Genomic DNA, 23,605 nt, shown 5'->3' on the forward strand with positions numbered 1-23,605 from the left:
AGGTAACATGGCAGATAAACCAGTATGCAAATACTGTGGTAAAGAATACAAAGAAAATCCATTTATTCCAAAAGAGCTGCCTGAATATTTTAAAGATAATATTAGATATATTCCTGACTGTGAATGTTTAGAAAAATTGAAAGAAAAAGAACTGAAAGAAGCAGAACTTAAAATACAAGCAGAGTGTAATAGAAATAGAATAAAAAAATATAAAGATATTTCTATTATGGATTTGAAGTTTTTAAATAGTACATTTGAAAAGGCAGATATGTCTATTCCTGTAATGAAAATGGCAAAAAAATATACTGAAAAATTTATAGAAAAAGGAACTACTTTAGGCTTATTTCTTCATGGAAGAGTAGGAACAGGAAAAACTTTTGCAAGTGCTTGCATAGCAAATGAACTTATGGCAAGAGGAAAAACAGTTTTAGTTATGAACTTTGGATTATATCTTAATAAAATTAGAAGAGATTGGGCTGAAGCAGAAAGAGATGTACTTGATTATGTCCAAAATTGTGACTTGTTAATAATAGATGATATAGGAGTTGAGGCTGTAACTGATTGGATGCAAGATAAACTGTTTACTCTCATAGACACAAGGTATAGGGCAGAAAAACCTATGATAGTGACAACTAATTTAGAACTTGACAATAGTTCTCTTACAGAAAGTCAAATAGAAAATAAATTATCTGTAGAGAGTAGATTTAATCCTAGAATATCAGATCGTATTTCAGAAATGTGCTATTCATTTGCAGTTGTAGGAGATAGTAGGAGAGCAGCAGAAACCAAAAATAAATTTAAAGAATTTTTAACATAAGGTGGGTGAAATAGTGAAAGAAAATAAATTAGAAAAATTAAAAAAGTTAAGAGCATTATCAGAGGATAGTTCAACAACACAGGCAGAAAGAGAATTGGCATATCAAAGATATATAGATTTTAAAGCTAAATATTCGCTTGATGATATTGAAAGTGAAGAAAGAACTGAGAAGTTATTTATCAGGGTTAAAAATGAATATGAGGAAGAACTGTTAAATTATATAGCTTATAGCTTTGGAATAGATACATATAAAGAAAAAGGCTGCTCAAAGTTAAAAGTGGTATTTGTTATAAAAAGAAGTATTTATATTGCAATTGAAGATGACTATAATTTTCACAAAAATAATATTTTTTCAATATTAAGGGGAACTTTAGTAAAATATCTCCACACTCAAGTAAAACCTCCTATTCCAGTTACAGATGGAAATTATGTAAAAAATGATAAAAATTTTTTAAAAGCTTATTGGGGCAACGCTTGGTTAAATGATGAAGCATATAGAAAAAAATTAAAATTAGAAAATAAATCTTAAAATATGGGAGGAAAGATGACAAAGCCAAAAATAACACTTATAGATAAAACTATTGCAATTGTGGGAAAGGTGATTTTAGTAAAAGCCAATAAAGGTGGAGTAGGCAAGAGCTGGATAACATTACAATTAGCACATGCTCTGGCTAAATTATTTGGTAAAAGAGTTATTATTATTACATCAGACAATCAAAATAATATTCCACATTTTGCAGGAATAAAAAAATCTTTTAGCAAAGGGCTAGAACAATGGATAAAAACAGGTGAAGGAGATGTAGAAAAACTTAGAGAAAATCTTTATTATATACCTCTTACTGCAATAAATATTAATTCTGATGAAGCAGAAAACTTTAAAATTTTTATTGAAAGTCTTAGAGAAAGATTTGATTATATTTTTATTGATGCAACTCCTGTTTTGAATCTTGATGATGTATTTTTACAAGTTGCTGATCAGATTGTAATACCTACGTTTTTAGATGATGTTACAACTAGGAGTATAGCAAATATGTTGAAGAATACTGAACTTGAAAAAGTTAAGGCAATAGTACCTAATAGAGCAACAAGATGTAAATTAGAAAAGGAATATTATAGCAAATTGGTTCAAGCTTTTGAAAATGAAAGCATCTATATATCATGTCCTATTAGTCAATCAGCTGTAATATCAAGATTGATTGAAGAAGGAAAAACATTATTTGATATTTCTAAAAATACATCACAAACTTTTAGAGACATATTTATTAAAATAGTGGAGGTATTGAAATGAATACAGAATTAGACGCTTTTGCTGGAATAAAAGAAGCTATGGAAGAAAAAAAACGAGAAAATGAATATAAAAGCTCATTTGACTTTGAAAAATATGGAATTGCTAAAGCAGATCAAGAGTATGTTAGTAAGAGAGAACAAATTATATTTAGTAATGCCAAAAATTATTCAGAATCATTATATAACATCTGTAAGTCTTTATATGAAATAAAAACTGTATTTAGGACTAAAGATACAGATGAAGAGTCAGGAACATTTGCAGAGTGGTATAAATGTGCTGGACTTAATAAAGATAAAGTATCTGAATTTCTTAAAAGGTATGAGCTTTATATGCTAGCTCCTGATAAGGCTCTTTACATATCAGGGCTATCTATCCCAGCTATAAAGTATTTGACTAGGAAGCAACTCGATACAGAATTAAGAGAAAAGGTATTAGAACTTGAATTGAAAAAAGTTGAAGATATGGAAGAAATTATATCAGAGGAAGCAAAGCCAACAGATACAAAATCGCAACTTCCGAAAAAAGTAAATAATCATATAGTTAAGACATATAAATTTTATAAAAAAAGAATATCTACAGCTACATCATTAACAGAATTAGTAAAAGAAAAACAAAATATAAATGAACTTATAAAATCTCTAAAAGAATTACAAGACGAGATTGAGCAAAGAGAGAAAGCTAAAGAAAATGAAAATAATTTACAAATTTTTGATGAAGAATTAGAAGTTGAGTACAATCTTTCTAAAAAAAATGAAACGGATCAATTAGAAAAAGAAAAAAAAATCTACATTGATGATAGAGGCTGGATATTTTATGTTAGATCAGGGATAGGTGGGGAAGTTTTTAAAGCTTTTTATGCTAAAAACTATAAAGACTATAAAAGTGATTATAGATGTCATGCTGTAAAATCTCTTGATTGGACAGATTCGATTGAAAATGCTCAAATAGCACTTGATGCTTATGCAAAAAGTAAAAAGATGAAAGTTTTAAAAGATGAGGAGAATTAAATGAAAAAACGTATAGAAAATATTGCAGGATATCAATCATCCGATTTTATACTAAGTTATAATACTAAAAAACAAAAATTTAAATTCACTTATTTATATATTTTCGAGATAAAGGGGAAAAAAGTTACAATAATGAGTGGGGAGACATTAAAATCAAGTTATTTTGCTCCTTATGAAATGGTTTATGAAGGACAGAAATATGTTAATCTTACACTGAAAGAAGTAAAAGCATTATTAAACATAGTGAGGGAGGCAGCCTAAATGAAAAAAATATTTATTCAAATAGATGTTTATGCTGGTATCTTTTCTAAAAGACCAGTTGATACTATGTATGAACTCATAGAGGTGGCAAATGAGTTATAAAATAGTGAATACATGTGATAGCTGCTGTTATTGTAATATAATTGGATTAGGATGTGATGATACATTAATATACTTAAATAAATTATCAGAAAAATATAAAAAAGAAGTTTCTGTTTTCGGAAGTTGCGAAAAATATAAAAAGAATAACTGGAGAAAAAATGGATAAAATATTATATTTTTTTGAGAAAAACAATATAAAATATAAATTTTATGAGAAAGTAGAAAAGTTGGGATTAAGGAAAAATAATACAGTATCCAGTTATGGAATAATCTTAAGTCTATATAGCATAAAAAATAAAGAAAATAATTTTACTCTTGGAGTAAAAAGAACAGGTAGACCACAATATATTTTATTTTCTGATAAAGAATTAGGAAATATTTTGATAAATGAAGCTAGTCAAGAAAGCTTCATAAGAGTATTTAAAGAAAAATATCTAAAAGGTACAATTGAAAATAAAGATCAAGATTTAATTAAGGACAAAATATTAGGAAATATATTAAAAACTCTTAGAATAAATTCAGGATTAAAAAGAAGTGAATTTTATGAGAGGATAGATAAATCTGAAATAGCAGGTAGAAAGTATGAAGCAGGAACATTAAAAATACATCATGAAGTTATGTTTTTAGCTCTTTATATGCTTAATATAAAACTTGAAGAATACATAGGTATGTTTAATCATACTGACTATAAATTTAAGGATTTTTCTATTAATAAAATTTTAGATAAATACTTGAAAAATTTAGAAAAAATAGATCTGAATGATTATGTTTCAGCTGATGAGATTGCTGAAATGTATAATTTAAAATTAGGTACAGCATATAGATTTATAAAAATTGCAAATTCAGAGATGCAGGAAGAAGAGGCAATAGTTTTAAAAGGCAAAGTTTATAAGAAAAAATTTAATGAAATATACAAAAGAATTAGGGAGGAATAAATATGGACTTTCTTAAAGCTGAAGAAGTAGCTGAAACATTACAAGTAGGAAAGAAAATTGCATATAAAGTTATTAGAAAATTAAATTCAGAATTAGAAGAAAAAGGATATGAAACTATAAGAGGAAGAATAAATAAAAAATATTTTTTAGAAAGATATAGATTGGATGAAGGAGGAAGAATGGATGCCAGCATTCAAAGATGATAAAACAAAAACTTGGAAGGCTGTATTTTATTATACAAATTATAAAGGTGAAAGATCCCAAACCACTAAAAGAGGTTTTAAAACAAAAAAAGATGCACAAGAGTATGAAAGAGAATTTCTTTTAAAATCAACCTTTAATTTAGGAATGACCTTTCAGAGTCTTTATGATTTATATATTGAGGATATGCAACCTAGATTAAGAGAACATACTCTTTTAACTAAAAAGAAAATTATAGAAAAAAAGATACTTCCTTTTTTTAAAGATATGACTCTTGAAAGTATAACTGCTGTTCGTGTGAGAGCATGGCAGAATACTTTATTAAATGGAGTTACTAGACATAATAATCCATATTCACAGACTTATATAAGAACAATATGTAATCAGCTGACAGCTATATTTAATTATGCAGTTAGATTTCATAGTATGAGAGAAAATCCCTGTCATCGAGCTGGGACAATTGGTAAAAAAAGAGCTGAGGAAAAAAATATTTGGACACCAGAAGAATTTGAAAAATTTGTAGCTTTAATAGAACATAAAATACCAAGTTATACAGCATTTCAGATATTGTTTTGGACAGGATTGAGAATAGGAGAATTATTGGCATTGAGCATAAAAGATATTGATTTTGAAAATAAAGCTATAGTTGTCAATAAAAGTTACCAAAGGTTAGGGAGTAGGGATGTGATAACTGCTCCCAAAACTGAAAAAGGAAAAAGAACTGTTGATATTTCAGATGAATTATTAGAAATAATAGAAAAATATTTGAAAAGACTTTATAAACCTAAAAAGACAGATAGACTTTTTCCTTATACAAAACATACTTTTGAAAATGATATGAAAGAATATGCTGTAAAAGCAGGAGTAAAAAAAATAAGACTTCATGATTTGAGGCATTCTCATGCATCCTTTCTTTTTAACAATGGAATAGATATAATTACTATTGCATTAAGATTAGGACATGAAGAAGTACAAACAACACTTGAAACTTATACACATTTATATAAAAAAGCTAATACAGAATTGAGGAATCTATTGAATAAAAAATAAGTAGTTATTAAAATTTAAATTATATTGCATTTTTTTTAATACTTTAATATAATAATAATATTAAAGTATATTCTAGGGAGAAATAATGGGATTTTTTATTATTACATTAACAATTTTTAGTTTAGCAAGTTTAATTGCTTATAAATGGACAATACCAATTAGAGATAATGCGTTTATAACAGTTTTGTCAACTATTCTTACTATCTTGAGTACAATATTGTCTTTAATAGTAGCTTGGTTTACTTTTCTTAATAGAAGAGAAGTAAATGAGATGAAAAAAGCAGTTAGATTTGAAAAAATTAAAAATAATTTAAAAGAAATAAATTTTAAAACTTTTGCTCAAAAATGTAGGGGTGCAATAGATTTTAAGACAAGAAATGAATTGGCAGAAAAAAGTGAAATTGAAATTTGTGAACAAATATACGATATTTTAATTTCAATAGAAGATCATGAATTTAAATTGAAAAAAATAAAAGGATATAATAAATTTAAAAGTAATTGTCAAAAAAGAAATTTGGAGTTAAGTGAAGAAAATAAAAATACTTTATATGGGGTATTAGAAATTCTGGAAAAATATGAAAAGGAGTAATTATATCATGGAAGAAAAAAAATCAAAAATTAAACTTTTAATAGAAAAAATTAGTACAATATCTGGTGGAATATATAAATATGATAGTTTAGAATTACAAAATATAGATTTAGGATATAAATTAAATAATATTATAAAAAGCAAAATGAGAGAAAAAGAAAAAATAAAAGTATTAAAAAGTTCGATTGAATTAGAAAAATATAAAGAATTAAAGAATTATAATGCTACTTTTCGAGCTTTAACATCAGTTATAGGAAATTTTGCTCAAAATTTAGCTGAAGAAGAATTATATGAAATAAAAGATAAATCAGTATATTCCTCAAATTTATCTTTCTATATAAAAACCAAGAATCTTGGAATATTTGTACTGACAAAAATGCAAGAAGGAAATAAATCTATTCTATTAATTGATGATTTGAAAGATATAAATAAGGAATTAAAAATTATTGAATTAAATCAAGAAGAATCACAACAATTAATTGATATTTTAAAGATGAAATTAGAATTTCAAAAAGAAAAAGATATAAGTGATTTAATTGAATTACTCTAATAATAATTAAAAAAAGCTGTAGTTTTTAATAGTCTACAGCTTTTTTATAATGATTTTTTTATTTTGAGTCATTTTCCTTTTTAGGAGGATTTTCATAATTTTTTATTGTCTTTTCAGTATTAAAATACTTTTTACTTATTTCAGGATAAACAATTTCTTTTTCCATAATTTGAAAGAAACAATTTTTATTTTCTTCTTCTTTAAACCATGGAATAACATATGAATTTATTTCACCTATTTTTGTTATTATTGGCTTTTCAAAAAGTCCAATTTCTTCTAAAAATTCTTTTTTATTTTTATCTTTCAAATCTTTTTTAACTTTATTTTCTAGTTTTTCTTTAATTTTATTTTCTAATTTTAGTCTTGCAGATGGAGTATAAAAAATACCAATTTCTTCTCCTTTTTCATGCCATGAAGCAGCTTCATCAACAGCTTGTCCAATATAAACCATATCTCTATAATAGTATTCACCATAAGCAGTAGCCCCTCTAATAAGTAATTTTTTATTTAAGCAAGTAGTTATTAGCTCAGCACATAATTTATTATGGATTTCAAGATTAGTGCAACCAATAACAAAAGTGTCAGATATAAGATTTATATCAATTGATATATCTTTTTTTTCAATATATTGGTCTTTGATATCTATTAATTTATTTTTTATTTGAATTAACTTTAGAATATTATTTTTCTTTCCATCAATATGATTTTCTCTTTGCCAAATTCCCTTCCAACCTAAAATATCCGCAAATGTAAGATAAGCCTCTGTTTTTAAAATTTTTTCTTGTGCTAATTTTATATATTCTTCAGTGATTTTTAATAATTTTATAATTTCATTAGTTTTATTATTTAAGTCATTAGCTTTAAATATAAAATTACTAAAATTATTAATAGCATCATCAAATTCTTTTTTTAAATAATATGAAAGTCCATCATTGTATAAATTAGTTGGATTATTTTCTTCATTAATTATTTCATTAACTTTTTTAATTTCAGGTTTTGAATTTTCTGTTATAGCTTTTTCAATTTTCTTTTTAATTTCTATAAATGTTTCATCAGCATTATTTAATTCTATTGCTTTATTAATATCTATTAAAGCATCTTTATAATTTTCAAGCATATATTTACTTTCTGCACGATTTTTATAAGTAATGGCAGCATATGGATTTAATTCTAATGCCTTGTCATAATCTTTAATAGCTTTTTTATAGTCTTCTAAAAAATATTTTATTTTTCCACGATTATTATAATAAGTAGCATTGTTAGGATTTAATTGTATGGCATTCTCAAAGTTTTTAAGAGCTTCTTTATAATTTTTTAAATTATAATTACATATTCCACAATAAATATAATAAATTTCTTCATTAGGATTTACTTCAATAGCTTTGTTATAATCTATAATAGCATTTTCATAGTCTTCTAAGGAATATTTTGTTTTTCCACGATTATTATAATAAGTAGCATTATTAGGATCTAATTCAATAGCTTTGTTATAATCTATAATAGCTTCCTTATATTTTTTTAAAAAGTGGTTACAATTACCACGAAGATTGTAATAAACAGCATTATTAGGATCTAATTCAATAGCTTTGTTATAATCTATAACAGCTTCCTCATATTTTTTTAAAAAGTAGTTACAATTACCACGACTATTATAAAAGTTAGCATTGTTAGGATTTAGTCTAATTTTTTCATTTAGCTCTTCTATTTCCTTTAAAGTATCTTGATTATTTTCATCCATTTTCTTTCCTCCAATTTAAATATTTTACTATTTATTATACAACATTATTAAAGGAAACTAAAGAATATAAAAATTTATAAAATAAAAATTTATAAAATAAAAATTTATAAAATAAAAATTTATAAAATAAAAATTTATAAAATAAAAATTTATAAAATAAATATTTATCATATAAAAAAAGTGTACTATTTGAAGTACACTTTTTAACCAGAAGGTATTACAAAAAATATTTTTTTATGCTAAGATATCTGTATCAAGGAATGAGGAGGCAACAGCATAAAAAATATGGTTGATTTTTAATCGTTTGTATGCTAATATTGAAATATGACAATCGTAATTGAGAAATCAAGAATGGAAGAGACAAGAAAAAAATGTAAAAAATGCGGTCAATTTCTATACGAGACTTCAAAAAATGGTTGGATACATTTTGCACCTAAAACATCAATAGTAAGTAATGGAAGTGAATTCCATGTTAGGTGTAGCCATTGTAAAGAAGAAGCTATTATAAAGATTAAATAAAATTAAATTTACGATAGAACTCATAGAGGAGTTAAGGTTTGTAGTGATGCAGATCTTAACTCCTTTTATTTTTTGTAAAAAATTTGACTAAAAATTTTCAGGAGGTGAGAAATGGTTAATACAATATTTATTTTTAGTGCAGGAGTCATTATAGGAATGGCTGCATCTATCATATTTAGAGAATTATATAATCTCAAAAATAAAAAATAATCAATTTTTTTAAGTTTAAATGGATAAAGTGATAAGCTTTGGGATAGGGGTTGGTAAGACTTAAAAAAGGGAGGTGAATATGATAATAGATTCTAGTAGGCTTGAAGTAATTGGGATAGATAGAATTATGATAAATAACTTTAAGATACTGAACTTTGAAAAACTGGAAAAAAAGGAAATAGTAAATAAGCAAGAGTATATTGAAAGATTCGAGATAAAAGAAAAGGGCTTTCATTTAGTCTATTCTAATAATTTAAAGGCTACTGGTGAAGTATATAGCTTTTCAACACTTGAATTTAATGCTAATAAAATTAAAGCAGAACATAATATTTATAATTCAAGTGTTAAAGAAGTTTATGAATGCTTGAAAACAATTGTTTTGGATCTTAAAAATAAAGGAATTGAATTAGATCTAGCAGATGCAAAAATAAGAGAACTTGAAATTAATATAACATTTGAAAAAGATTATAGAGATCTTCAAGAAGTTATGTTGCTCTTGATTAGAGCTAATCACCAAAAAGCTCTTGGCATGTATAGTGCAACAGATGCAGATATACCAGAACAAATAAAAAGAGATAGAATCATATATTTTAATGCAAAGCTTCCTGAAACTAGAAAAGAAAATACTGGAAAAGTTATTAAGATTTATGATAAAAGTTTTGAATTATTTATAAATCAAGATATTTTTCTTGAACAAAAATTAACGAGAATAGAGGTACTCTTTGGAAGAGATTACTATAGAAACATAATGGAAAAAATGAAATTAGACAACAGCCTTAAAGTATTTTTAACTAATGATTTTTTAAAGCAAGTATTTCTTGAAGCACTTGATTATGAACTAAAAGTAAAACCTTTAAAACAGATAGAGAGAATAAAAAATAAATTAATATATGATTTTAATAGTTTTAGAAGAAATGAAAAAGCAAAAAGAATAGAGAGAAGTAAACTAAAAAAAGCAGGGAAAAATATACCAGACTATCTAAAAGAGGAAAGAGGTGTATTTGAGTATTTAAAGAAAAATTCATGGATATTTGACTGGAAATTCTTATATGAAATTTGCCAAAAGCAAATAAGTAGTAGACATAGAAAAATGTATGAACAACAGTTAAAAAAGTATATGGATATAAAAAATTATGAAAAATATCAGGAATTAATAAATCTGATTTTTTTTACCAGTTAAACTAATATAGCTGGTATTCTTTAAAATCAGTTTAAGGCTAGAATTAATCAGCTCTAAAAATAATTTTTTTAGTTAAAAAATACTTAGATTATTCACTACAGTTAATTACATAGTTTTTATATCTTTTCAATATTATATCTTTTTTATCTTTTAGGAGGAGGTGAGAGAGATAGCAGCATTAACAAAAAGTAAAGAATTTGAAATCCGTATGAGATATGAATATGGTGAAGATTTAAAAAGCTTATCTTTTATCTATAAAGTATCATACAACACTTTGAAAAAAAGAAAAGAGAAAAGTGAGTTAAAAGGAGATGCTTGGATTAAAGGAAGTAGAGTTGCACATGCTTATGAGTGCTATGCAGATGAAGTAGAAAAAAGAAAAAAAGAAATTGAAGATAGAATAAATGATTCAGCTCGTAGAGAAATTAATCAGATTCAAAATTTGATTGATGATGCTTATGGTGCAGAAGAAGTGATTGTAGATGGAAAGCTTGAAGCAGCTATATCAACAAGAGTACCACGAATACAAACAATGCTTGGACTTAAAAGAAGTATTGAGAATGTACTTGGAGATAAAGAAAAAGCAGAGATAGAAAAAATTAAAATTGATGTTGAGTTAAAGAAAGCAGAACTTGAAATGAAGAGGATAGACTTAGAGTTCAAAAAGAGAGAAGCTGAAGATTATTTGAAGGAGGAATAGTGGCAATTAATAAGATATGCAATAGATGTAGAACTAAATATCCAGTAGGAATGCAATGTCCTAATGGTTGCTATGTTAAAGCTAAGAAAGAAAGTAATAAGTTCTATGATAAATATCAGAGAAAGAACAAAGATATATATCATTCTAAACAGTGGGAACTTATAAGAAAAGAATGCCTAAGCAACTATGATAATCTTTGCCTATATACATTATTCAAGTATGGTAAAGCTGTTCCAGCAACTATGATACATCATATCATAGAAATTAATACTGATCATAGCAAAGCATATGACATAGAAAATCTTATTCCTTTATCTGATGAAGCACATAGAGAAGTTCATCACAGATATAACATTGAAGATATAAAAGAAGTACAGCAAGAGCTAAAGAAATTTAAAAGACTCTATATAGAAAAATATTTGGAGGGGTAGGGGGGATATAAAAAAGTTTTGGGAAATACTTCCAAGACCGCATCCCTTAGTGAAGTTTTTACAAATTTCTAAATAGAAAATTTTCTGAATAAAAATAAAAAAGGAGGGAAGAAATGGGAGCAAAGAAACCTCTCTCAACTCAAAAAGGGCATTTGACAACTGAACAGCAAAAACAAAAAGAATTAGAAGAAGCCAAGTTGAAATTTATAGGAAAGGAACATTTAAAGAAAGCTCCAGAATGGCTTATTAATGACTATGCAATTAATGAATGGAAAAGACTTGTCAAAGAATTACAAGAAAGTCCAACATTCAATAATCTTGATTATAACAATCTAGGAGCTTACTGCAATGCATTGGCGAAGTATGCAGCTATAACTAAAGAAGTAGGTTTGAAATTTAGAATAGGAAAAGAAATCAATAACTTGACTACATTGGAATTGAAGTATTCTGATGAGGTTAAAAAATATGCTTCTTTATTAGGATTAACAGCAGAAGGAAAACTGAAACTGATGTTTGGAGATACACAAATAGATAAAAATAATGTAAAGAATGAATTTGGAGATATTTAATATGACTATTAAGAATGAATTAATTGAATATGCAATAGATTGTATAAGTGGAAATATAGTAAGTGGAGAGAAGCATAAATGGGCTTGTGAAAGATTTTTAGATGATATAGAGAGAAATGAATGGAGATATGTCTGGAATGAAGAAAAAGCTCAAAATATAATAACTTGGTTTACTTATTTGAAACATTCAAAAGGAGTATTAGCAGGGCAGCCTATCAATCTTACAGCATGGCAAAAATTCATTTTATGTCAAATTTATGGTTGGGAAGATAAAAAAGGAGTTAGAAGGTTTAAAAAAGCATTTGTTGAAGTAGCTAGAAAAAATGCAAAAACACAGATGCAGGCAGGAAGCCTTTTATATGAAATTTCTGTAGTTGCTACTAAAAATAATGAAATTGCTGAAACATTCTGTGCAGGAACTAAAAGAGAACAATCAAAACTCCTTTTCAATGAAGCTCAAAATATGCTTCGTGGAAGTATATTATCAACTAAATTCAAATTGACAAGAGATAAGATAGTTCATGTTAAAACTAATTCTTTTCTTACTCCATTAAGTAAGCAAGATGGAAAAAATGGAGATGGAACTAATCCTGCTGTCTTAGTATTAGATGAATATCACCAGCACACTACTACAGAGTTCTATGATCTTGGTTTAGGAAGCAATTCAAAAGAACCCTTACTATTTATCATAACAACAGCAGGAATGGACTTGAATGTTCCTTGTTATGTGCAGGAATATAAATATTGCTCAAATGTTTTAAATCCTCATTCTGATACAGTTAATGATGAATATTTTATAGATATTTGTGAAGCAGATGAAGAAGATGATATCTCAAGTATTGATACATGGAGAAAAGCAAATCCTATCAGAGCATATTACCAAGAAGGACTGGATAAACTTGCATCAGATTTTAAAGTGGCAAAAGATATTCCAGAAAAAATGGTGTCTTTTAAAACTAAATGTTTAAACTTATGGCTTCAAGCTAAAGTAAATGGATATATGGATATTAATAAATGGGAAGCCTGTGAAGTAAAAGAAATCCCCTATGATTTGAGAGGAGCTGATGTGTATGTAGGATTTGATATGTCAGCAAAAATTGACCTTACCTCAGTATCGTTTATATTACCTGTTATGGATAATGAAGTTCCTAAGTATGTATTGTACAGCCATTCTTTTATACCAAATGAAGAAAAATTAAGAGAAAGAATAATGGTTGATAAGGTTCCATATGATAGCTGGGTACAGCGAGGATATGTGACAATTACCAATACTCCAATAGTGGATCAGGAAGCTGTAATGAGATATGTTATAGATTTTTGTGAAGAGCAGGGATGGAACATAAAATCTTTATGCTTTGATCCTGCAAATGCTTCTAAACTGATGATGGATTTATCTAATAAAGGTTATGAATGTATAGAAGTATATCAATCATATAAATCTTTAAATGAAGCTACAGCAGGATTTAGAGAACAAGTATATAGTGAAAATGTTCTTTATTTACCTAATCCAGTACTTACATATGCGATAAAAAATGCAGTAGTCAGGCAAACAAATGGATTGATAAAAATAGATAAAGATATGACAAAACAGAGAATTGACCCTGTGGATGCAACTTTATGCTGCTATAAATTAGCACAATATCATGAATTTACATTTGATATGGATGAATACTTAGATAAAGTCAGCAGTATCTATAAAGAGGGAGGTGAGATATGAAATTAAAGAAAATCTGGAATAGTATTAAGCAATTGAAAGGAGGCTCACCACTTAATCTGACAGAGTTAGGAGAATATTTAAAGGAACTTGGTATAAAAGAAGAGGATTTGGAGATACAGCAGGATATATCAGAAACCATTTACTTTATATGTCTAAAACACCTAGCAGAATCACTTGGTAAAATGCAGTGGGAAAAAAGGATTATTACAGAGAAAAAGGGAAAAGAAAAAATCTTTGATAATAAACTTGATATGCTTTTAAACATAAGACCAAATCCCTATATGTCTGCAATAACATTTTGGCAAACTTTAGAATTAAATAGAAATCATTATGGAAATGCATATATTTATGTTGAAAGAGATAATAAAGGTGATATTAGCCATCTTTGGCAGTTACCAAGTACAGATGTAGAAATTTGGGTAGATGATAAAGGATATTTTGGGAAAGAAAATAATATCTGGTATGTTTGGACTGATCAAAAGACATCTATGAAGTATTCTTTTTCAAAAGAGGATGTTTTACATTTTAAAACACATATGTCATGGGATGGATTAGCAGGAATGCCTGTTAGAGACATAATAAGATCTCAAATGAATATTCAAAAAAGTTCTTTAAAATTTCTCAAAAAGATATATAACAGTGGAACTCTTGGTAGTAAAGTGATTGTTCACTATGCTGGAGAATTAAAAAAAGAAAAAGCTATTGCTTTAGTGCGAGATATAGAAGAATTTGCTAAATCAAAAACTTCTGGAGCATTTATACCTTTACCACTTGGAATGCAAGCACAGCTATTGGATATGAAGTTGGCAGATGCACAGTTTTTTGAAAATAATAAAAATAGTGCTTTGCAGATAGCAGCAGCTTTTGGTATAAAGCCGAATGTGGTTAATGATTATACGAAATCTTCTTATAGCAATTCAGAGACTCAACAGCTTGATTTTTATGTTAATACTTTACAGCCTTTATTTCTGTCCTATGAACAAGAATTGACATATAAATTGATGAGAGATAGTGAATTAGAAAAAGGCTACAGATTAGCAATAAATGAAAATACACTATTCAAAATGGATAATCAAACAAAAGCAACAGTATATTCTACATTTGTTCAGAACTTTATAATGACTCCAAATGAAGCTAGAGAAGAATTAAATCTTCCTTATGTTGAAGGAGGTGATAAGTTAATTGGTAATGGCAATGCTATAACTCTTGAAAAAGCAGGAGATCAATACAATAAAGGGGGTGAAACAAATAAAAATTCAATTACAAAATAAAGGAAAAAATGCTGGTTATTTTGAGTTAAAAAATAAAAGCGAGACAAAGGCAGAATTATTAATCTATGGAGACATTGAAAGTGATAAATGGGCTGATAGTGATGTTACTCCTAAAGAAATAAAGGATTTACTTGATGAAGCGAATGGAAAAGAACTGGATATCTATATAAATTCAGGTGGAGGTAGTGTTTTTGCTGGGATAGCAATATACAATATGTTGAAAAGATATTCTGGAGTAAAAACTGTTTATGTTGATGGATTAGCAGCAAGTGCAGCATCATTTATAGCAATGGCAGGAGATACTATTATAGTACCTAAAAATGCTTACTTAATGATTCACAGAGCTATGACTATTGCTTTTGGAAATATAAATGATATGCATTCTGCAATAGAATTATTAGAAAAAACAGATAATACAATTGCAGATATTTATATGGAGAAAAAAGCAGAAAATGAAGATATAGAGAAAGAAACTTTTATTAATTTGATGGATAAAGAAACTTGGTTGACAGGAACAGAGGCAGTTAAATATTTTAATATTACTGTAGGAGAAGCATCTGAAACAGTGGCTTGTATAGATGAAGAGTATTTTAATAAGCATAATGTACCTGAACAACTAAAAGATAAAATTCATAATACAAAAATTGAAAATGAACAAGATAAAAGTAAGATTGTCAATTTTGAAAAAGAAAAATTAAAACTTAAATTAAAACTTGGAGGTAACTAAATGAAACTATCAGATACAATAAAACAACAATTAAAGGCAGCACAAGGCAAAGCAACACTATTATTAAATAAAAATGATGCAACAATAGAAGAAATAAATGCAGCAAATTCAGAGATTGATGGGTTGCAAGCAAAGCTTGATTTAGCTTTGAAAAATGAAGAAATAGAAAATTCAGCTAGAACAGGAAAGCCATTACCAGTAGCAGCTACAGTAGAAAATGGGATAAATTCGCAAGCTTACGAAAATGCTTTTTATAATGTTTTAAGAAACAAAGGAAGTTTAGAAGATAGGATGATAATACAAAATGCTTTATCATCTACTACAGGTGCAGATGGAGGCTTATTAATTCCAGCAGATCAAAGAACTGCTATTATTGAGTTAAAAAGACAATATAAATCATTGAGAAACTTGGTATCAACTGAAAGTGTTACTACTTTAACTGGAACAAGAGTTATAGAACAGGATGCAGAAAATACTCCATTTGAAGAAGTAGCAGAAAGTGGAAAAATAAAAGATTTAGCTAATCCTAAATGGATTCCTATTGCTTATTCTATTAAAAAATATGGTGGAATACTTCCAATTCCTAATACATTATTACAAGATAATACTGCAAATTTACAAGCATATATAAATAAATGGTTTGCTAAAAAAGAGATAGCAACAGAAAATAGTTTAATTGTGGCTCTTTTAAATACATTAACTAAAAAAGCTATAACTGGAATAGATGGTATAAAAGATGTTTTAAACGAAGAGCTAGATCCTGCAATATCTGAAAGATCTGTAGTTGTTACTAATCAAACAGGATTTAACTGGTTAGACAAATTGAAAGATTCAGATGGAAATTACTTATTAGAAAAAGATCCTACAAATCCAACTAAGAAAATGATAGCTGGAAGAACAGTAGAAGTTTACCCAAATAAGACATTAAAAAATAATACAACTAAAGCTCCTATCATTATTGGAGATTTAAAAGAAGCAGTTGTATTATTTGACAGACAGTTAATGACATTAAAATCAACAGATGTAGGAGCTGGAGCATTTGAAAATGATTTAACAAAAGTAAGAGGAACTTTAAGATTAGATATACAAAAGTTTGATACTGATGCTGTAGTATTTTTAGAAGTAGATACTGCATCAGCACCAACAGCATAAGAGAGGGATAAAATGAGAGTATTAACTTTAGAGGAGGCAAAACAATATTTGAGAGTTGATTCTGATGAAGATGATACTCTCATCAGTTTACTGATTGATTATAGCAAGGAAGAAATAGAAGATTCTACAGGAGTTAAATTTGATGAAGAAAATGGAAATTCTAATACATATATTTTAGCACAAATGTTGATACTAGCTGATAGATACGAAAATAGAAGCTCTAATGATACTGAATTTAAACCTAATAACGCTTTGAGTTGTATTTACACTCGATTAAAGACAGAAGTGGTTTAAATGGCAAATAATAAAGTTTTAGCAAGCAGATTAAAGAACAGAATAGAAATTTTTAGAGTTGGAAAGATAAAAACGGATATAGGAAATAAAAAAACATCTTTTCCTTTAAAAAAAGTATGGGCAGATGTTATTCCACTATCTGCAAGAGTACAAAATGGACAGGCAGATACACAGTATGTTAATGCAGCTTTTAAAATTATAATGAGAAAAACAGACATAACAGAAACTGATTTTATAATGTTTAAGGAACAAAAATTCAATATAGAATACATTATTCCAAATTATGATAATAAAGGATATATTGAAGTATTTGCAAACTTGAAAAAGGAGTAAATTATGGCAAATGATTATGATGATTTAATAACTAGCATTGAAGGACTAGCAGGAGCATTAAAAGGAGCAGAGGGAAAAACATTTCTTAAACAGCAAGGAAAAAAATTACAGAAAAAAACAATTGAAGTAGCTAAAAGGAAGATAAATAAAAAAACAGGCAACTATATTAAAGGAATAAAGAATGGAAAAGTTTATGAGTATCAGGGAGCTTATGCAAATAGAGTTTATTCAGCTGCTGCACATGCACATTTAATTGAATATGGACATAAAATAGTAGATAAATCTGGAAAATCAAGGGGGTTTGTTACTGGAAAATATGTTTTTGATACTGCAAAAAAGGAGTTTGAAAAGGAATTTGAAGAGAACACAGAGAAATTTATTGAAGAAATATGTAAAAAAAATGGTTTTTAGGAGAATGATATGCTGACTTTTAGAAAAATATTAGTTAAATTACAAGAGAAAATAAGTGAAGCTATGCCAGATACTAATATTGAAACTAAAAATATTGATGAAGGGTATGAAAGAAAATGTATTTATATCTACTTTGATAATGTGAAAGCTTCTGATTATATGAAAAAATTTAGAGAAACAAATTTGACTGTAAGAATTGTATATTTTCCACTAGATGAAGATGATTATATCGAAGATTTATTAACTGTTCAAGATAAATTAATTGAACTTTTTAGTGATAATAATACTATTGAATTGGATGAGGGATTATTCACAGAGGCTCAAGAGGTACAAATGAATATAGTTGATAAAACATTACTGTTTAATTTTGATATGTATATATTTGAAGATTATCCAGAGAAAGAACATGAAATGATAGAAGAATTAAATATAAAAATAGGAGGTATTGAGTAATATGTCGACTACTAATACAATGCCAGTTTTAGATATCGTATTTAAAGGTTTAGGGGTAACTGCTATTCAAAGAGGGGAAAGAGGGATAGCAGTACTAATTTTAAAAGATAGTACTGAAGGAGAGCCTAAAAAGTATTATAAAACAATAGAAGATTTTGGAAGTGAGGAACAAGCGAAATTCACAGCTGAAAATGTTTTATATGTAAAAGATGCCCTTGAAGGAATACCTTTAAAGCTTTATGTATTTAAAATTGGAGAAGAAGAAAAAATAGAAGATAAATTAGTAATAATAGGGGGTAAAATTCCACGTAATTGCTGGATAGCAACAAATGATGATACATTTAAAACAAGTTTATTAACATGGGTAAAAGCAAAAGTTAAGAACAATAAAAAGAGATATAAAATGCTTGGATTTAAACTTACTGGAGCAGATGACATGCATGTTACAAATTTTACAAATGAAAAAGTAACTTTTAGTGATAAAAGAGGAGAAACAACAGGAGATAAGGCTATTCCATATCTTTTAGGCTTTCTTGCTGGAATATCAATAAATATGTCTGCAATAGCTTTTGAACTAGCTAAATTTAAAAGTGTGGTAGAGCCAGAGGAATTGGATACAGCAATTAAAAATGGAGAATTTGTACTTTTTAATGATGAAGGAATTGTAAAAGTTGCTAGAGCAGTAAATTCTTTATCAACATTAGGTCAAGATCTAACAGTTGAAATGACACATATTAATACTGTTGAAAAGATGGATTTGATTTATTGCGATATTTATACAGCATGGGATAAATCATATAAAGGTAAATATCCTAATATATTGGATAATCAGATGCTTTTAATATCAGCTATAAATAGTTACTATAAATCACTTGCAAGAGATTATATTTTAGATCCTAATTTTGAAAATATTAGTATGATTGATATTGAAGCTCAAAGGCTTGCAAATGCTTCAAAATATGGTGAAGATGTAGTGGCAGAGTGGAGTGATGAAAAAGTCAAAGAAATGACAGTATCAACACAGGTATTATTTCAAGCAAATATAAAGATTTCTGGAATTATGGAAGATTTTAAATTCCCTATTTATATGTAAGGAGGACTAAATGGCAACATCAAAAAGAACTGATTATTTTAATGGTAATAAAGGTGAAGTGTGGATAGGAGGAACTAAAATAGGAACTGCTTCAAAAGGAAAAGTTGAAAAAAAAATAACTTATGAAGAAGTGGATAACCCAGATGTTTCAGGAGGAAAAATAAGAGTTCCAACTGGTTTTACAAATGAAATAAGCATAACATACAAGAGTACTGGAAAAGAAGAAGAAATAGATATGTTCAATTTAAATGAGGATATAACTGTAATTATTTCCGATTCTAATATAGCAGGCTCTAAAAAAAGTAGAGTGAAATGTGATGGAGTAACTTTTGATACTCAAACATTTATAAATTTTGAAAAAGGAAAAGTAAAAGAGGTTGAATTAGCAGGGCAAGCTGAAAGTGTAGAGTATATGAAATAATAATGAGGGGTAAAATCCCCTCAATTTTAGGAGGAGAATATGACATTACAAGAGTTTATAAAAAAAGCAAAAGAAAGAGAAAATAATAAAGTAAAAGTAGTTCATCTTGAAGTTGAAGGATTTGGAAAAATAGAATTTATTAGACCTACAGAGTCAGATTTAATAAAATTTAATAATGATTTGGCATCATGTATTGATGTTGAGTATAAAGGAATAAGTGATGAAGAAAAAAGAAAAAAAGAAATTAATATTGAATCTTTTGATTTTTCTAAGTATGCAGCTGTTTCAAGTGAATTTATATATAAATGTTGTTCTTTTTTAAGAGAAAAAGAAGTAAGGGATATGTATCCTGATACAGAATTTTACGATATACCTCTTGTTGTTTTTGGACAAAATGAAGTTATAAAAATAGCTTCTGAACTAAATAATCAATTCAAGGGGATAGAAACTAGAAAAGAGGTTACTGAAGCTATAAAAAACTAATAGGAGATGATGAGAGAGCAGGAGAGTTACAATGGATCTCTTATTATCTCCAAAAAGGTTTTGAATTAAATTATTTATTAAAACTTAATGAAATGGAAAAAATGTTTTTCATTGAAAGCATGAACGAAATGAAAAGGCAGCAAGTAAACTATGATGTTGAAAAAATAAAAGCAATTGGAAAAATGTTTGGAGGGGAGTAATGGCAAAAGTAATAAACACAATATTATCAATTACTGATAATATTTCAAAGAGTATTCAGCCAGCAATAAACTCCGTTAATACTGCTAAAAAGCAAATAGTAGCTTTAAGAGATCAGATAAAAGAGCATGATAAAGCTGTTGATGCTGCAAAAGAAAATATAAAGCAAATAGCTGCACAAATGGAAGAAGCTAAAAAAATGGTTTTAGAAAATAATACCGCATATAAAGAAGCTGTTGCAGGTATACAGAATTTTAAAGAAGCTAATATAGAAATTGAAAAATCAATCAAAGATCATCAGAATGAATTGCTTGATTTAGCAAAGCAGTATGGAGCTAATTCAGAACAATATAAAATGGCTCAAAAAGAATTACAGGCTTTAAAACAACAACGAAGAAATAATATTGCAGCTATAAAAGATCAGAGTGAAAACTTAAAAAGAATGGCTGAAAATCTGGTGGAAAATAGTGATGAAATTAAAAGCTTGAAACAAGAAGAAGAAAAACAAAAAAAAGCAATAAAAGAAACTTCAGATGCAGCTAGAGAAAAGAGAAAACGAATATCTGAACTAAGCAAAGGAATGGCTGAAAACACTGAAAAAATAAAAGAAAGTAGAGCGAAAATCAAAGAATGGGGTAAAAGTTTTATAACAACAATTGATACAGTCATAAAAAGAGCAGCTCAATTTACAGTGGCAACAGCAAGTTTAGCGATAGGAGTAGGATTGAATACATCATTTAATCTTGAAGCATACAGAACTCAACTTGAAACAGCTGTAAAGGATACAGAAAGAACAACTGAGTTAATAAAAAAGGCTCAAACTTTATCAATTACAACACCTTTTACTCCAGAAGAAGCAATTAAAGCAACAGCAACATTAGAAGCCTATAAAATAGATTCTGAAAAATGGCTAAGTAAAATAGCAGATGCTGCTGGAGCTACAAATAAAGAAATGGAACAAGCTACAGCAGCTGTAAAAGATATTCTTTCTAAAAATGAATTTCAAGGAATGGAAGAATTTGGAATCTCAAAGGAAATGTTGATAGAAGCAGCTCAAATAAAATATGGAAAAAATAAAGTATTTAAAAAAAATGGTGAAGTAAAGGATCAGAAAAAACTCGAAATAGTTTTAGAAGAAGTAATGACAAGCAAGTTTGATGGTGGAGCTGATAAACTTTCAAAAACGATTAAAGGATTATGGAGTACAATTACAGGATCTATTTCAATGGGATTAGCTCAAATTTTGGGAATGGAAAATGGGTTGATAAAAACTGGATCTGTTTTAGATTTAGTGAGAGAAAAAATGAAATTAGTAGCAGATACACTTGTAAGATGGCAAAGTGATGGAACTATAAATAAAATAGCACATGATTTTACAGTTGTTTTTAATAAAATAATTGAATTAGGAACAAAGGCTTATAATTTTTTAAAAGAAAATAAAGAAGTCATAGGAAGTTTTTTAAGAGCAGCAGCAGGTATATATATGGTTGTAAAAGCCTTAATGATTTTATCTGGAGTGATATCAGCAATTAATATTATCCTTACAGCATCTCCACTAACATGGATTATTGCAGCAGTTCTTGCTGTTATTGGAGTTTTATATCTTCTTACATTTCATTTTGATTTAGTAAAAGCTTTTGTAATAAAATGTTGGACTGCTTTTAATGAATTTACTGATAATATGCCTCTCTGGGCTGAAATTCTCCTTTTACCACTGAAGCCATTGATTATACTTATAAAAACATTTGGAAAGTTAATAGAAATAGCTTCAAAAGCAGTAGGATGGATTAAAAATCTTTTTAAAGATGAGGATGTTCAAAAAACTGTTGAGGTAAAACAAGAAATAGAAGAAGAAGTAAAAGAAAAAGCTAAAAAAGATGTGGCACAAAAAATCGCAACTTCCGAAATGCCTAGTCAATCAAAAACATTTAAAAAACAATTTGAAGATAAAAGTATGAATTTTAATAAAGCAAAAGCTTTAAAAGAGGCATCAAATAAAGTTCCGACAACATCAACAAAGAAAACTCCTGCTGTTCAAGTGTATATGCAGGGAGATATATATGGAATGGATGATTTTAATGAAAAAGTAAATGGAGCAATAGTAAGTGCTTTAAAAGTAAATATGCAAAATGTTACATAGGAGGAAAAATATGGATAGAAGAGATATATTAAGAATTGAAGTAAATGAGTTGAAAAAAAGGTTAGGAATTGAAATACAATTTAAAAAATTAAATTCTATTGAAGACTGTAGAAAGGCATTTGTAGAAGTAGCAGAAAAGTATGCTGATAAAAAAAATATCAATGTTAAAAATTTAAAAGAAGAAAATCAAGAATTGAAAAATTATATAGAAGATCTTGAAGCTGATAAACAAGAAGTTACTTTTTTATTAAATGCTAAACTTTCAAAAGATTTAGAAGAAAGCTTAAGAGGAGTTATTCAGGAAGAAATAAAAAATCAAAAAAATAAAGGAAAAAAGAAATGGTGGCTTTGGTAGGAAAAAGCACTGAAATTTGGTTTTCTACACTTGATAGGAAAGATATACTCAGACTCCCATATATAGCAGATGAAAATGTAACTTATTCCAATCCTTTAAATACAGAAACATTTGAAAATAGTAATGGTAAAAATCTTACTTTGATAGGAGAAGAAGGATTAAGAACTATAAAAATAAGTAGTTTTTTTCCATATAAAAGATATTACTGGTTACCATTCAATGTAGTTTTAGCTCAAGAAGCTTTAAAATATATAAAAACACATAGAAAAGAAGTACTAAAAGTAACTATTGTTAGTTTTGAGATTACTTTTGTAATGGAATGTATAATAAAAGATTTTGATTATAAAAGAAGATTAAATAGAAATATAGCATATGAAATGACTTTAGAAGAGTATGTAAATAAATAAGGG

The 23,605-nt window shown here is 27.4% G+C and carries 31 protein-coding genes; 30 read left to right on the top strand and 1 reads right to left on the bottom strand.

The genetic code is table 11. From position 1 onward, the window contains the following. Window positions 1-7: 7 nt before the first annotated feature. The 11 genes from C4N20_RS12290 to C4N20_RS12335 all read left to right on the top strand — a co-directional run bounded on the left by C4N20_RS12290 (window position 8) and on the right by C4N20_RS12335 (window position 6,800). A complete protein-coding gene (locus C4N20_RS12290; protein WP_005976787.1) occupies window positions 8-817 on the top strand; it encodes an ATP-binding protein in 810 nt (269 codons plus the stop codon). 13 nt (window positions 818-830) lie between these two features. Then, window positions 831-1,346 carry a hypothetical protein gene (locus tag C4N20_RS12295; protein WP_005976789.1) on the top strand — a complete coding sequence of 172 codons (516 nt, stop codon included), beginning with the start codon at window positions 831-833 and terminating at the stop codon, window positions 1,344-1,346. 15 nt (window positions 1,347-1,361) lie between these two features. After that, on the top strand, window positions 1,362-2,105 hold the full coding sequence (locus C4N20_RS12300; protein WP_005976791.1) for a ParA family protein: 744 nt from the start codon (window positions 1,362-1,364) through the stop codon (window positions 2,103-2,105). Then, on the top strand, window positions 2,102-3,112 hold the full coding sequence (locus C4N20_RS12305) for a hypothetical protein (protein WP_005976793.1): 1,011 nt from the start codon (window positions 2,102-2,104) through the stop codon (window positions 3,110-3,112). Before C4N20_RS12300 ends, C4N20_RS12305 begins: the two co-directional genes overlap by 4 nt. After that, the gene (locus C4N20_RS12310; protein ID WP_005976795.1) at window positions 3,113-3,373 is read left to right on the top strand and encodes a hypothetical protein; all 261 of its coding nucleotides are present in this window, start codon (window positions 3,113-3,115) and stop codon (window positions 3,371-3,373) included. A gap of 91 nt (window positions 3,374-3,464) precedes the next feature. After that, window positions 3,465-3,641: a hypothetical protein gene (locus C4N20_RS16520; RefSeq protein WP_005976798.1), complete on the top strand. Its 177-nt coding sequence runs from the start codon at window positions 3,465-3,467 to the stop codon at window positions 3,639-3,641. Beyond that, window positions 3,634-4,410 (top strand): hypothetical protein, encoded by a 777-nt coding sequence (locus tag C4N20_RS12315; protein WP_005976799.1) that lies wholly within the window; start codon window positions 3,634-3,636, stop codon window positions 4,408-4,410. The genes C4N20_RS16520 and C4N20_RS12315 overlap by 8 nt, the downstream gene beginning before the upstream one ends. A gap of 2 nt (window positions 4,411-4,412) precedes the next feature. Further along, entirely contained in the window at window positions 4,413-4,613 is a 201-nt protein-coding gene (locus C4N20_RS12320; RefSeq protein WP_005976800.1) for a hypothetical protein, read from the top strand. After that, window positions 4,594-5,661, top strand: a complete 1,068-nt coding sequence (locus C4N20_RS12325) for a site-specific integrase (RefSeq protein WP_005976801.1) — start codon at window positions 4,594-4,596, stop codon at window positions 5,659-5,661. Before C4N20_RS12320 ends, C4N20_RS12325 begins: the two co-directional genes overlap by 20 nt. A gap of 271 nt (window positions 5,662-5,932) precedes the next feature. Then, the gene (locus C4N20_RS16395) at window positions 5,933-6,250 is read left to right on the top strand and encodes a hypothetical protein (protein ID WP_145959521.1); all 318 of its coding nucleotides are present in this window, start codon (window positions 5,933-5,935) and stop codon (window positions 6,248-6,250) included. 7 nt (window positions 6,251-6,257) lie between these two features. After that, on the top strand, window positions 6,258-6,800 hold the full coding sequence (locus C4N20_RS12335) for a hypothetical protein (protein WP_005976803.1): 543 nt from the start codon (window positions 6,258-6,260) through the stop codon (window positions 6,798-6,800). 58 nt (window positions 6,801-6,858) lie between these two features. Here C4N20_RS12335 and C4N20_RS12340 read toward each other — a convergent pair whose 3' ends face one another. Next, window positions 6,859-8,538, bottom strand: coding sequence for a tetratricopeptide repeat protein (locus tag C4N20_RS12340; protein ID WP_005976804.1), 1,680 nt, complete (start codon window positions 8,536-8,538; stop codon window positions 6,859-6,861). A 351-nt stretch (window positions 8,539-8,889) separates the two neighbouring features. Here C4N20_RS12340 and C4N20_RS16525 point away from each other — a divergent pair, with 351 nt between their 5' ends. From C4N20_RS16525 to C4N20_RS12430, 19 genes are all read left to right on the top strand, one after another. Then, a complete protein-coding gene (locus C4N20_RS16525) occupies window positions 8,890-9,057 on the top strand; it encodes a hypothetical protein (RefSeq protein WP_167537210.1) in 168 nt (55 codons plus the stop codon). A 289-nt stretch (window positions 9,058-9,346) separates the two neighbouring features. Beyond that, window positions 9,347-10,447, top strand: coding sequence for a hypothetical protein (locus C4N20_RS12345; protein WP_005976806.1), 1,101 nt, complete (start codon window positions 9,347-9,349; stop codon window positions 10,445-10,447). 160 nt (window positions 10,448-10,607) lie between these two features. Continuing rightward, entirely contained in the window at window positions 10,608-11,147 is a 540-nt protein-coding gene (locus tag C4N20_RS12350) for a hypothetical protein (RefSeq protein WP_005976807.1), read from the top strand. After that, window positions 11,147-11,578: an HNH endonuclease gene (locus C4N20_RS12355; protein ID WP_005976808.1), complete on the top strand. Its 432-nt coding sequence runs from the start codon at window positions 11,147-11,149 to the stop codon at window positions 11,576-11,578. Before C4N20_RS12350 ends, C4N20_RS12355 begins: the two co-directional genes overlap by 1 nt. 113 nt (window positions 11,579-11,691) lie before the next feature. Continuing rightward, entirely contained in the window at window positions 11,692-12,147 is a 456-nt protein-coding gene (locus tag C4N20_RS12360; RefSeq protein WP_005976809.1) for a P27 family phage terminase small subunit, read from the top strand. A 1-nt stretch (window position 12,148) separates the two neighbouring features. Continuing rightward, window positions 12,149-13,864 carry a terminase large subunit gene (locus C4N20_RS12365; protein ID WP_005976810.1) on the top strand — a complete coding sequence of 572 codons (1,716 nt, stop codon included), beginning with the start codon at window positions 12,149-12,151 and terminating at the stop codon, window positions 13,862-13,864. Next, window positions 13,861-15,135 (top strand): phage portal protein, encoded by a 1,275-nt coding sequence (locus C4N20_RS12370; protein ID WP_005976811.1) that lies wholly within the window; start codon window positions 13,861-13,863, stop codon window positions 15,133-15,135. The genes C4N20_RS12365 and C4N20_RS12370 overlap by 4 nt, the downstream gene beginning before the upstream one ends. Next, window positions 15,104-15,862, top strand: coding sequence for a head maturation protease, ClpP-related (locus tag C4N20_RS12375; protein ID WP_005976812.1), 759 nt, complete (start codon window positions 15,104-15,106; stop codon window positions 15,860-15,862). Before C4N20_RS12370 ends, C4N20_RS12375 begins: the two co-directional genes overlap by 32 nt. Beyond that, window positions 15,863-17,014 (top strand): phage major capsid protein, encoded by a 1,152-nt coding sequence (locus C4N20_RS12380; RefSeq protein ID WP_005976813.1) that lies wholly within the window; start codon window positions 15,863-15,865, stop codon window positions 17,012-17,014. Window positions 17,015-17,026: 12 nt separating this feature from the next. Then, a complete protein-coding gene (locus C4N20_RS12385) occupies window positions 17,027-17,308 on the top strand; it encodes a head-tail connector protein (protein ID WP_005976814.1) in 282 nt (93 codons plus the stop codon). Then, window positions 17,309-17,641: a head-tail adaptor protein gene (locus tag C4N20_RS12390; RefSeq protein WP_005976815.1), complete on the top strand. Its 333-nt coding sequence runs from the start codon at window positions 17,309-17,311 to the stop codon at window positions 17,639-17,641. Between the two features lie 3 nt (window positions 17,642-17,644). Beyond that, window positions 17,645-18,052: an HK97 gp10 family phage protein gene (locus tag C4N20_RS12395; RefSeq protein ID WP_005976816.1), complete on the top strand. Its 408-nt coding sequence runs from the start codon at window positions 17,645-17,647 to the stop codon at window positions 18,050-18,052. 9 nt (window positions 18,053-18,061) lie between these two features. Continuing rightward, a complete protein-coding gene (locus tag C4N20_RS12400) occupies window positions 18,062-18,505 on the top strand; it encodes a phage tail terminator family protein (RefSeq protein ID WP_005976817.1) in 444 nt (147 codons plus the stop codon). Between the two features lies 1 nt (window position 18,506). Further along, entirely contained in the window at window positions 18,507-19,598 is a 1,092-nt protein-coding gene (locus C4N20_RS12405) for a phage tail sheath C-terminal domain-containing protein (RefSeq protein ID WP_005976818.1), read from the top strand. Window positions 19,599-19,608: 10 nt separating this feature from the next. After that, window positions 19,609-20,019: a hypothetical protein gene (locus C4N20_RS12410; protein WP_005976819.1), complete on the top strand. Its 411-nt coding sequence runs from the start codon at window positions 19,609-19,611 to the stop codon at window positions 20,017-20,019. Window positions 20,020-20,058: 39 nt separating this feature from the next. Next, window positions 20,059-20,502, top strand: coding sequence for a hypothetical protein (locus C4N20_RS12415; RefSeq protein ID WP_005976820.1), 444 nt, complete (start codon window positions 20,059-20,061; stop codon window positions 20,500-20,502). A 199-nt stretch (window positions 20,503-20,701) separates the two neighbouring features. Next, entirely contained in the window at window positions 20,702-22,840 is a 2,139-nt protein-coding gene (locus C4N20_RS12420) for a hypothetical protein (RefSeq protein ID WP_005976822.1), read from the top strand. 10 nt (window positions 22,841-22,850) lie between these two features. Beyond that, window positions 22,851-23,195: a hypothetical protein gene (locus tag C4N20_RS12425; protein ID WP_106878591.1), complete on the top strand. Its 345-nt coding sequence runs from the start codon at window positions 22,851-22,853 to the stop codon at window positions 23,193-23,195. Next, window positions 23,180-23,602, top strand: coding sequence for a hypothetical protein (locus C4N20_RS12430; RefSeq protein WP_005976826.1), 423 nt, complete (start codon window positions 23,180-23,182; stop codon window positions 23,600-23,602). The genes C4N20_RS12425 and C4N20_RS12430 overlap by 16 nt, the downstream gene beginning before the upstream one ends. The last annotated feature ends 3 nt before the right edge of the window (window positions 23,603-23,605 follow it).

Source organism: Fusobacterium ulcerans (assembly GCF_003019675.1).
Taxonomy (GTDB): Bacteria; Fusobacteriota; Fusobacteriia; order Fusobacteriales; family Fusobacteriaceae; genus Fusobacterium_A; species Fusobacterium_A ulcerans.

Coding starts and splice junctions, on each gene's coding strand:
- C4N20_RS12335 (WP_005976803.1), top strand. CDS start 6,258: ATGGAAGAAAAAAAATCAAAAATTAAACTTTTAATAGAAAAAATTAGT.
- C4N20_RS12430 (WP_005976826.1), top strand. CDS start 23,180: ATGGTGGCTTTGGTAGGAAAAAGCACTGAAATTTGGTTTTCTACACTT.
- C4N20_RS12400 (WP_005976817.1), top strand. CDS start 18,062: ATGCTGACTTTTAGAAAAATATTAGTTAAATTACAAGAGAAAATAAGT.
- C4N20_RS12325 (WP_005976801.1), top strand. CDS start 4,594: ATGCCAGCATTCAAAGATGATAAAACAAAAACTTGGAAGGCTGTATTT.
- C4N20_RS12300 (WP_005976791.1), top strand. CDS start 1,362: ATGACAAAGCCAAAAATAACACTTATAGATAAAACTATTGCAATTGTG.
- C4N20_RS12360 (WP_005976809.1), top strand. CDS start 11,692: ATGGGAGCAAAGAAACCTCTCTCAACTCAAAAAGGGCATTTGACAACT.
- C4N20_RS12290 (WP_005976787.1), top strand. CDS start 8: ATGGCAGATAAACCAGTATGCAAATACTGTGGTAAAGAATACAAAGAA.
- C4N20_RS12395 (WP_005976816.1), top strand. CDS start 17,645: ATGGCAAATGATTATGATGATTTAATAACTAGCATTGAAGGACTAGCA.
- C4N20_RS12410 (WP_005976819.1), top strand. CDS start 19,609: ATGGCAACATCAAAAAGAACTGATTATTTTAATGGTAATAAAGGTGAA.
- C4N20_RS12315 (WP_005976799.1), top strand. CDS start 3,634: ATGGATAAAATATTATATTTTTTTGAGAAAAACAATATAAAATATAAA.
- C4N20_RS12385 (WP_005976814.1), top strand. CDS start 17,027: ATGAGAGTATTAACTTTAGAGGAGGCAAAACAATATTTGAGAGTTGAT.
- C4N20_RS12415 (WP_005976820.1), top strand. CDS start 20,059: ATGACATTACAAGAGTTTATAAAAAAAGCAAAAGAAAGAGAAAATAAT.
- C4N20_RS12345 (WP_005976806.1), top strand. CDS start 9,347: ATGATAATAGATTCTAGTAGGCTTGAAGTAATTGGGATAGATAGAATT.
- C4N20_RS12425 (WP_106878591.1), top strand. CDS start 22,851: ATGGATAGAAGAGATATATTAAGAATTGAAGTAAATGAGTTGAAAAAA.
- C4N20_RS12370 (WP_005976811.1), top strand. CDS start 13,861: ATGAAATTAAAGAAAATCTGGAATAGTATTAAGCAATTGAAAGGAGGC.
- C4N20_RS12390 (WP_005976815.1), top strand. CDS start 17,309: ATGGCAAATAATAAAGTTTTAGCAAGCAGATTAAAGAACAGAATAGAA.
- C4N20_RS16395 (WP_145959521.1), top strand. CDS start 5,933: ATGAAAAAAGCAGTTAGATTTGAAAAAATTAAAAATAATTTAAAAGAA.
- C4N20_RS12305 (WP_005976793.1), top strand. CDS start 2,102: ATGAATACAGAATTAGACGCTTTTGCTGGAATAAAAGAAGCTATGGAA.
- C4N20_RS12340 (WP_005976804.1), bottom strand. CDS start 8,538: ATGGATGAAAATAATCAAGATACTTTAAAGGAAATAGAAGAGCTAAAT.
- C4N20_RS12365 (WP_005976810.1), top strand. CDS start 12,149: ATGACTATTAAGAATGAATTAATTGAATATGCAATAGATTGTATAAGT.
- C4N20_RS12380 (WP_005976813.1), top strand. CDS start 15,863: ATGAAACTATCAGATACAATAAAACAACAATTAAAGGCAGCACAAGGC.
- C4N20_RS16525 (WP_167537210.1), top strand. CDS start 8,890: ATGGAAGAGACAAGAAAAAAATGTAAAAAATGCGGTCAATTTCTATAC.
- C4N20_RS12420 (WP_005976822.1), top strand. CDS start 20,702: ATGGCAAAAGTAATAAACACAATATTATCAATTACTGATAATATTTCA.
- C4N20_RS12405 (WP_005976818.1), top strand. CDS start 18,507: ATGTCGACTACTAATACAATGCCAGTTTTAGATATCGTATTTAAAGGT.
- C4N20_RS12320 (WP_005976800.1), top strand. CDS start 4,413: ATGGACTTTCTTAAAGCTGAAGAAGTAGCTGAAACATTACAAGTAGGA.
- C4N20_RS16520 (WP_005976798.1), top strand. CDS start 3,465: ATGAGTTATAAAATAGTGAATACATGTGATAGCTGCTGTTATTGTAAT.
- C4N20_RS12310 (WP_005976795.1), top strand. CDS start 3,113: ATGAAAAAACGTATAGAAAATATTGCAGGATATCAATCATCCGATTTT.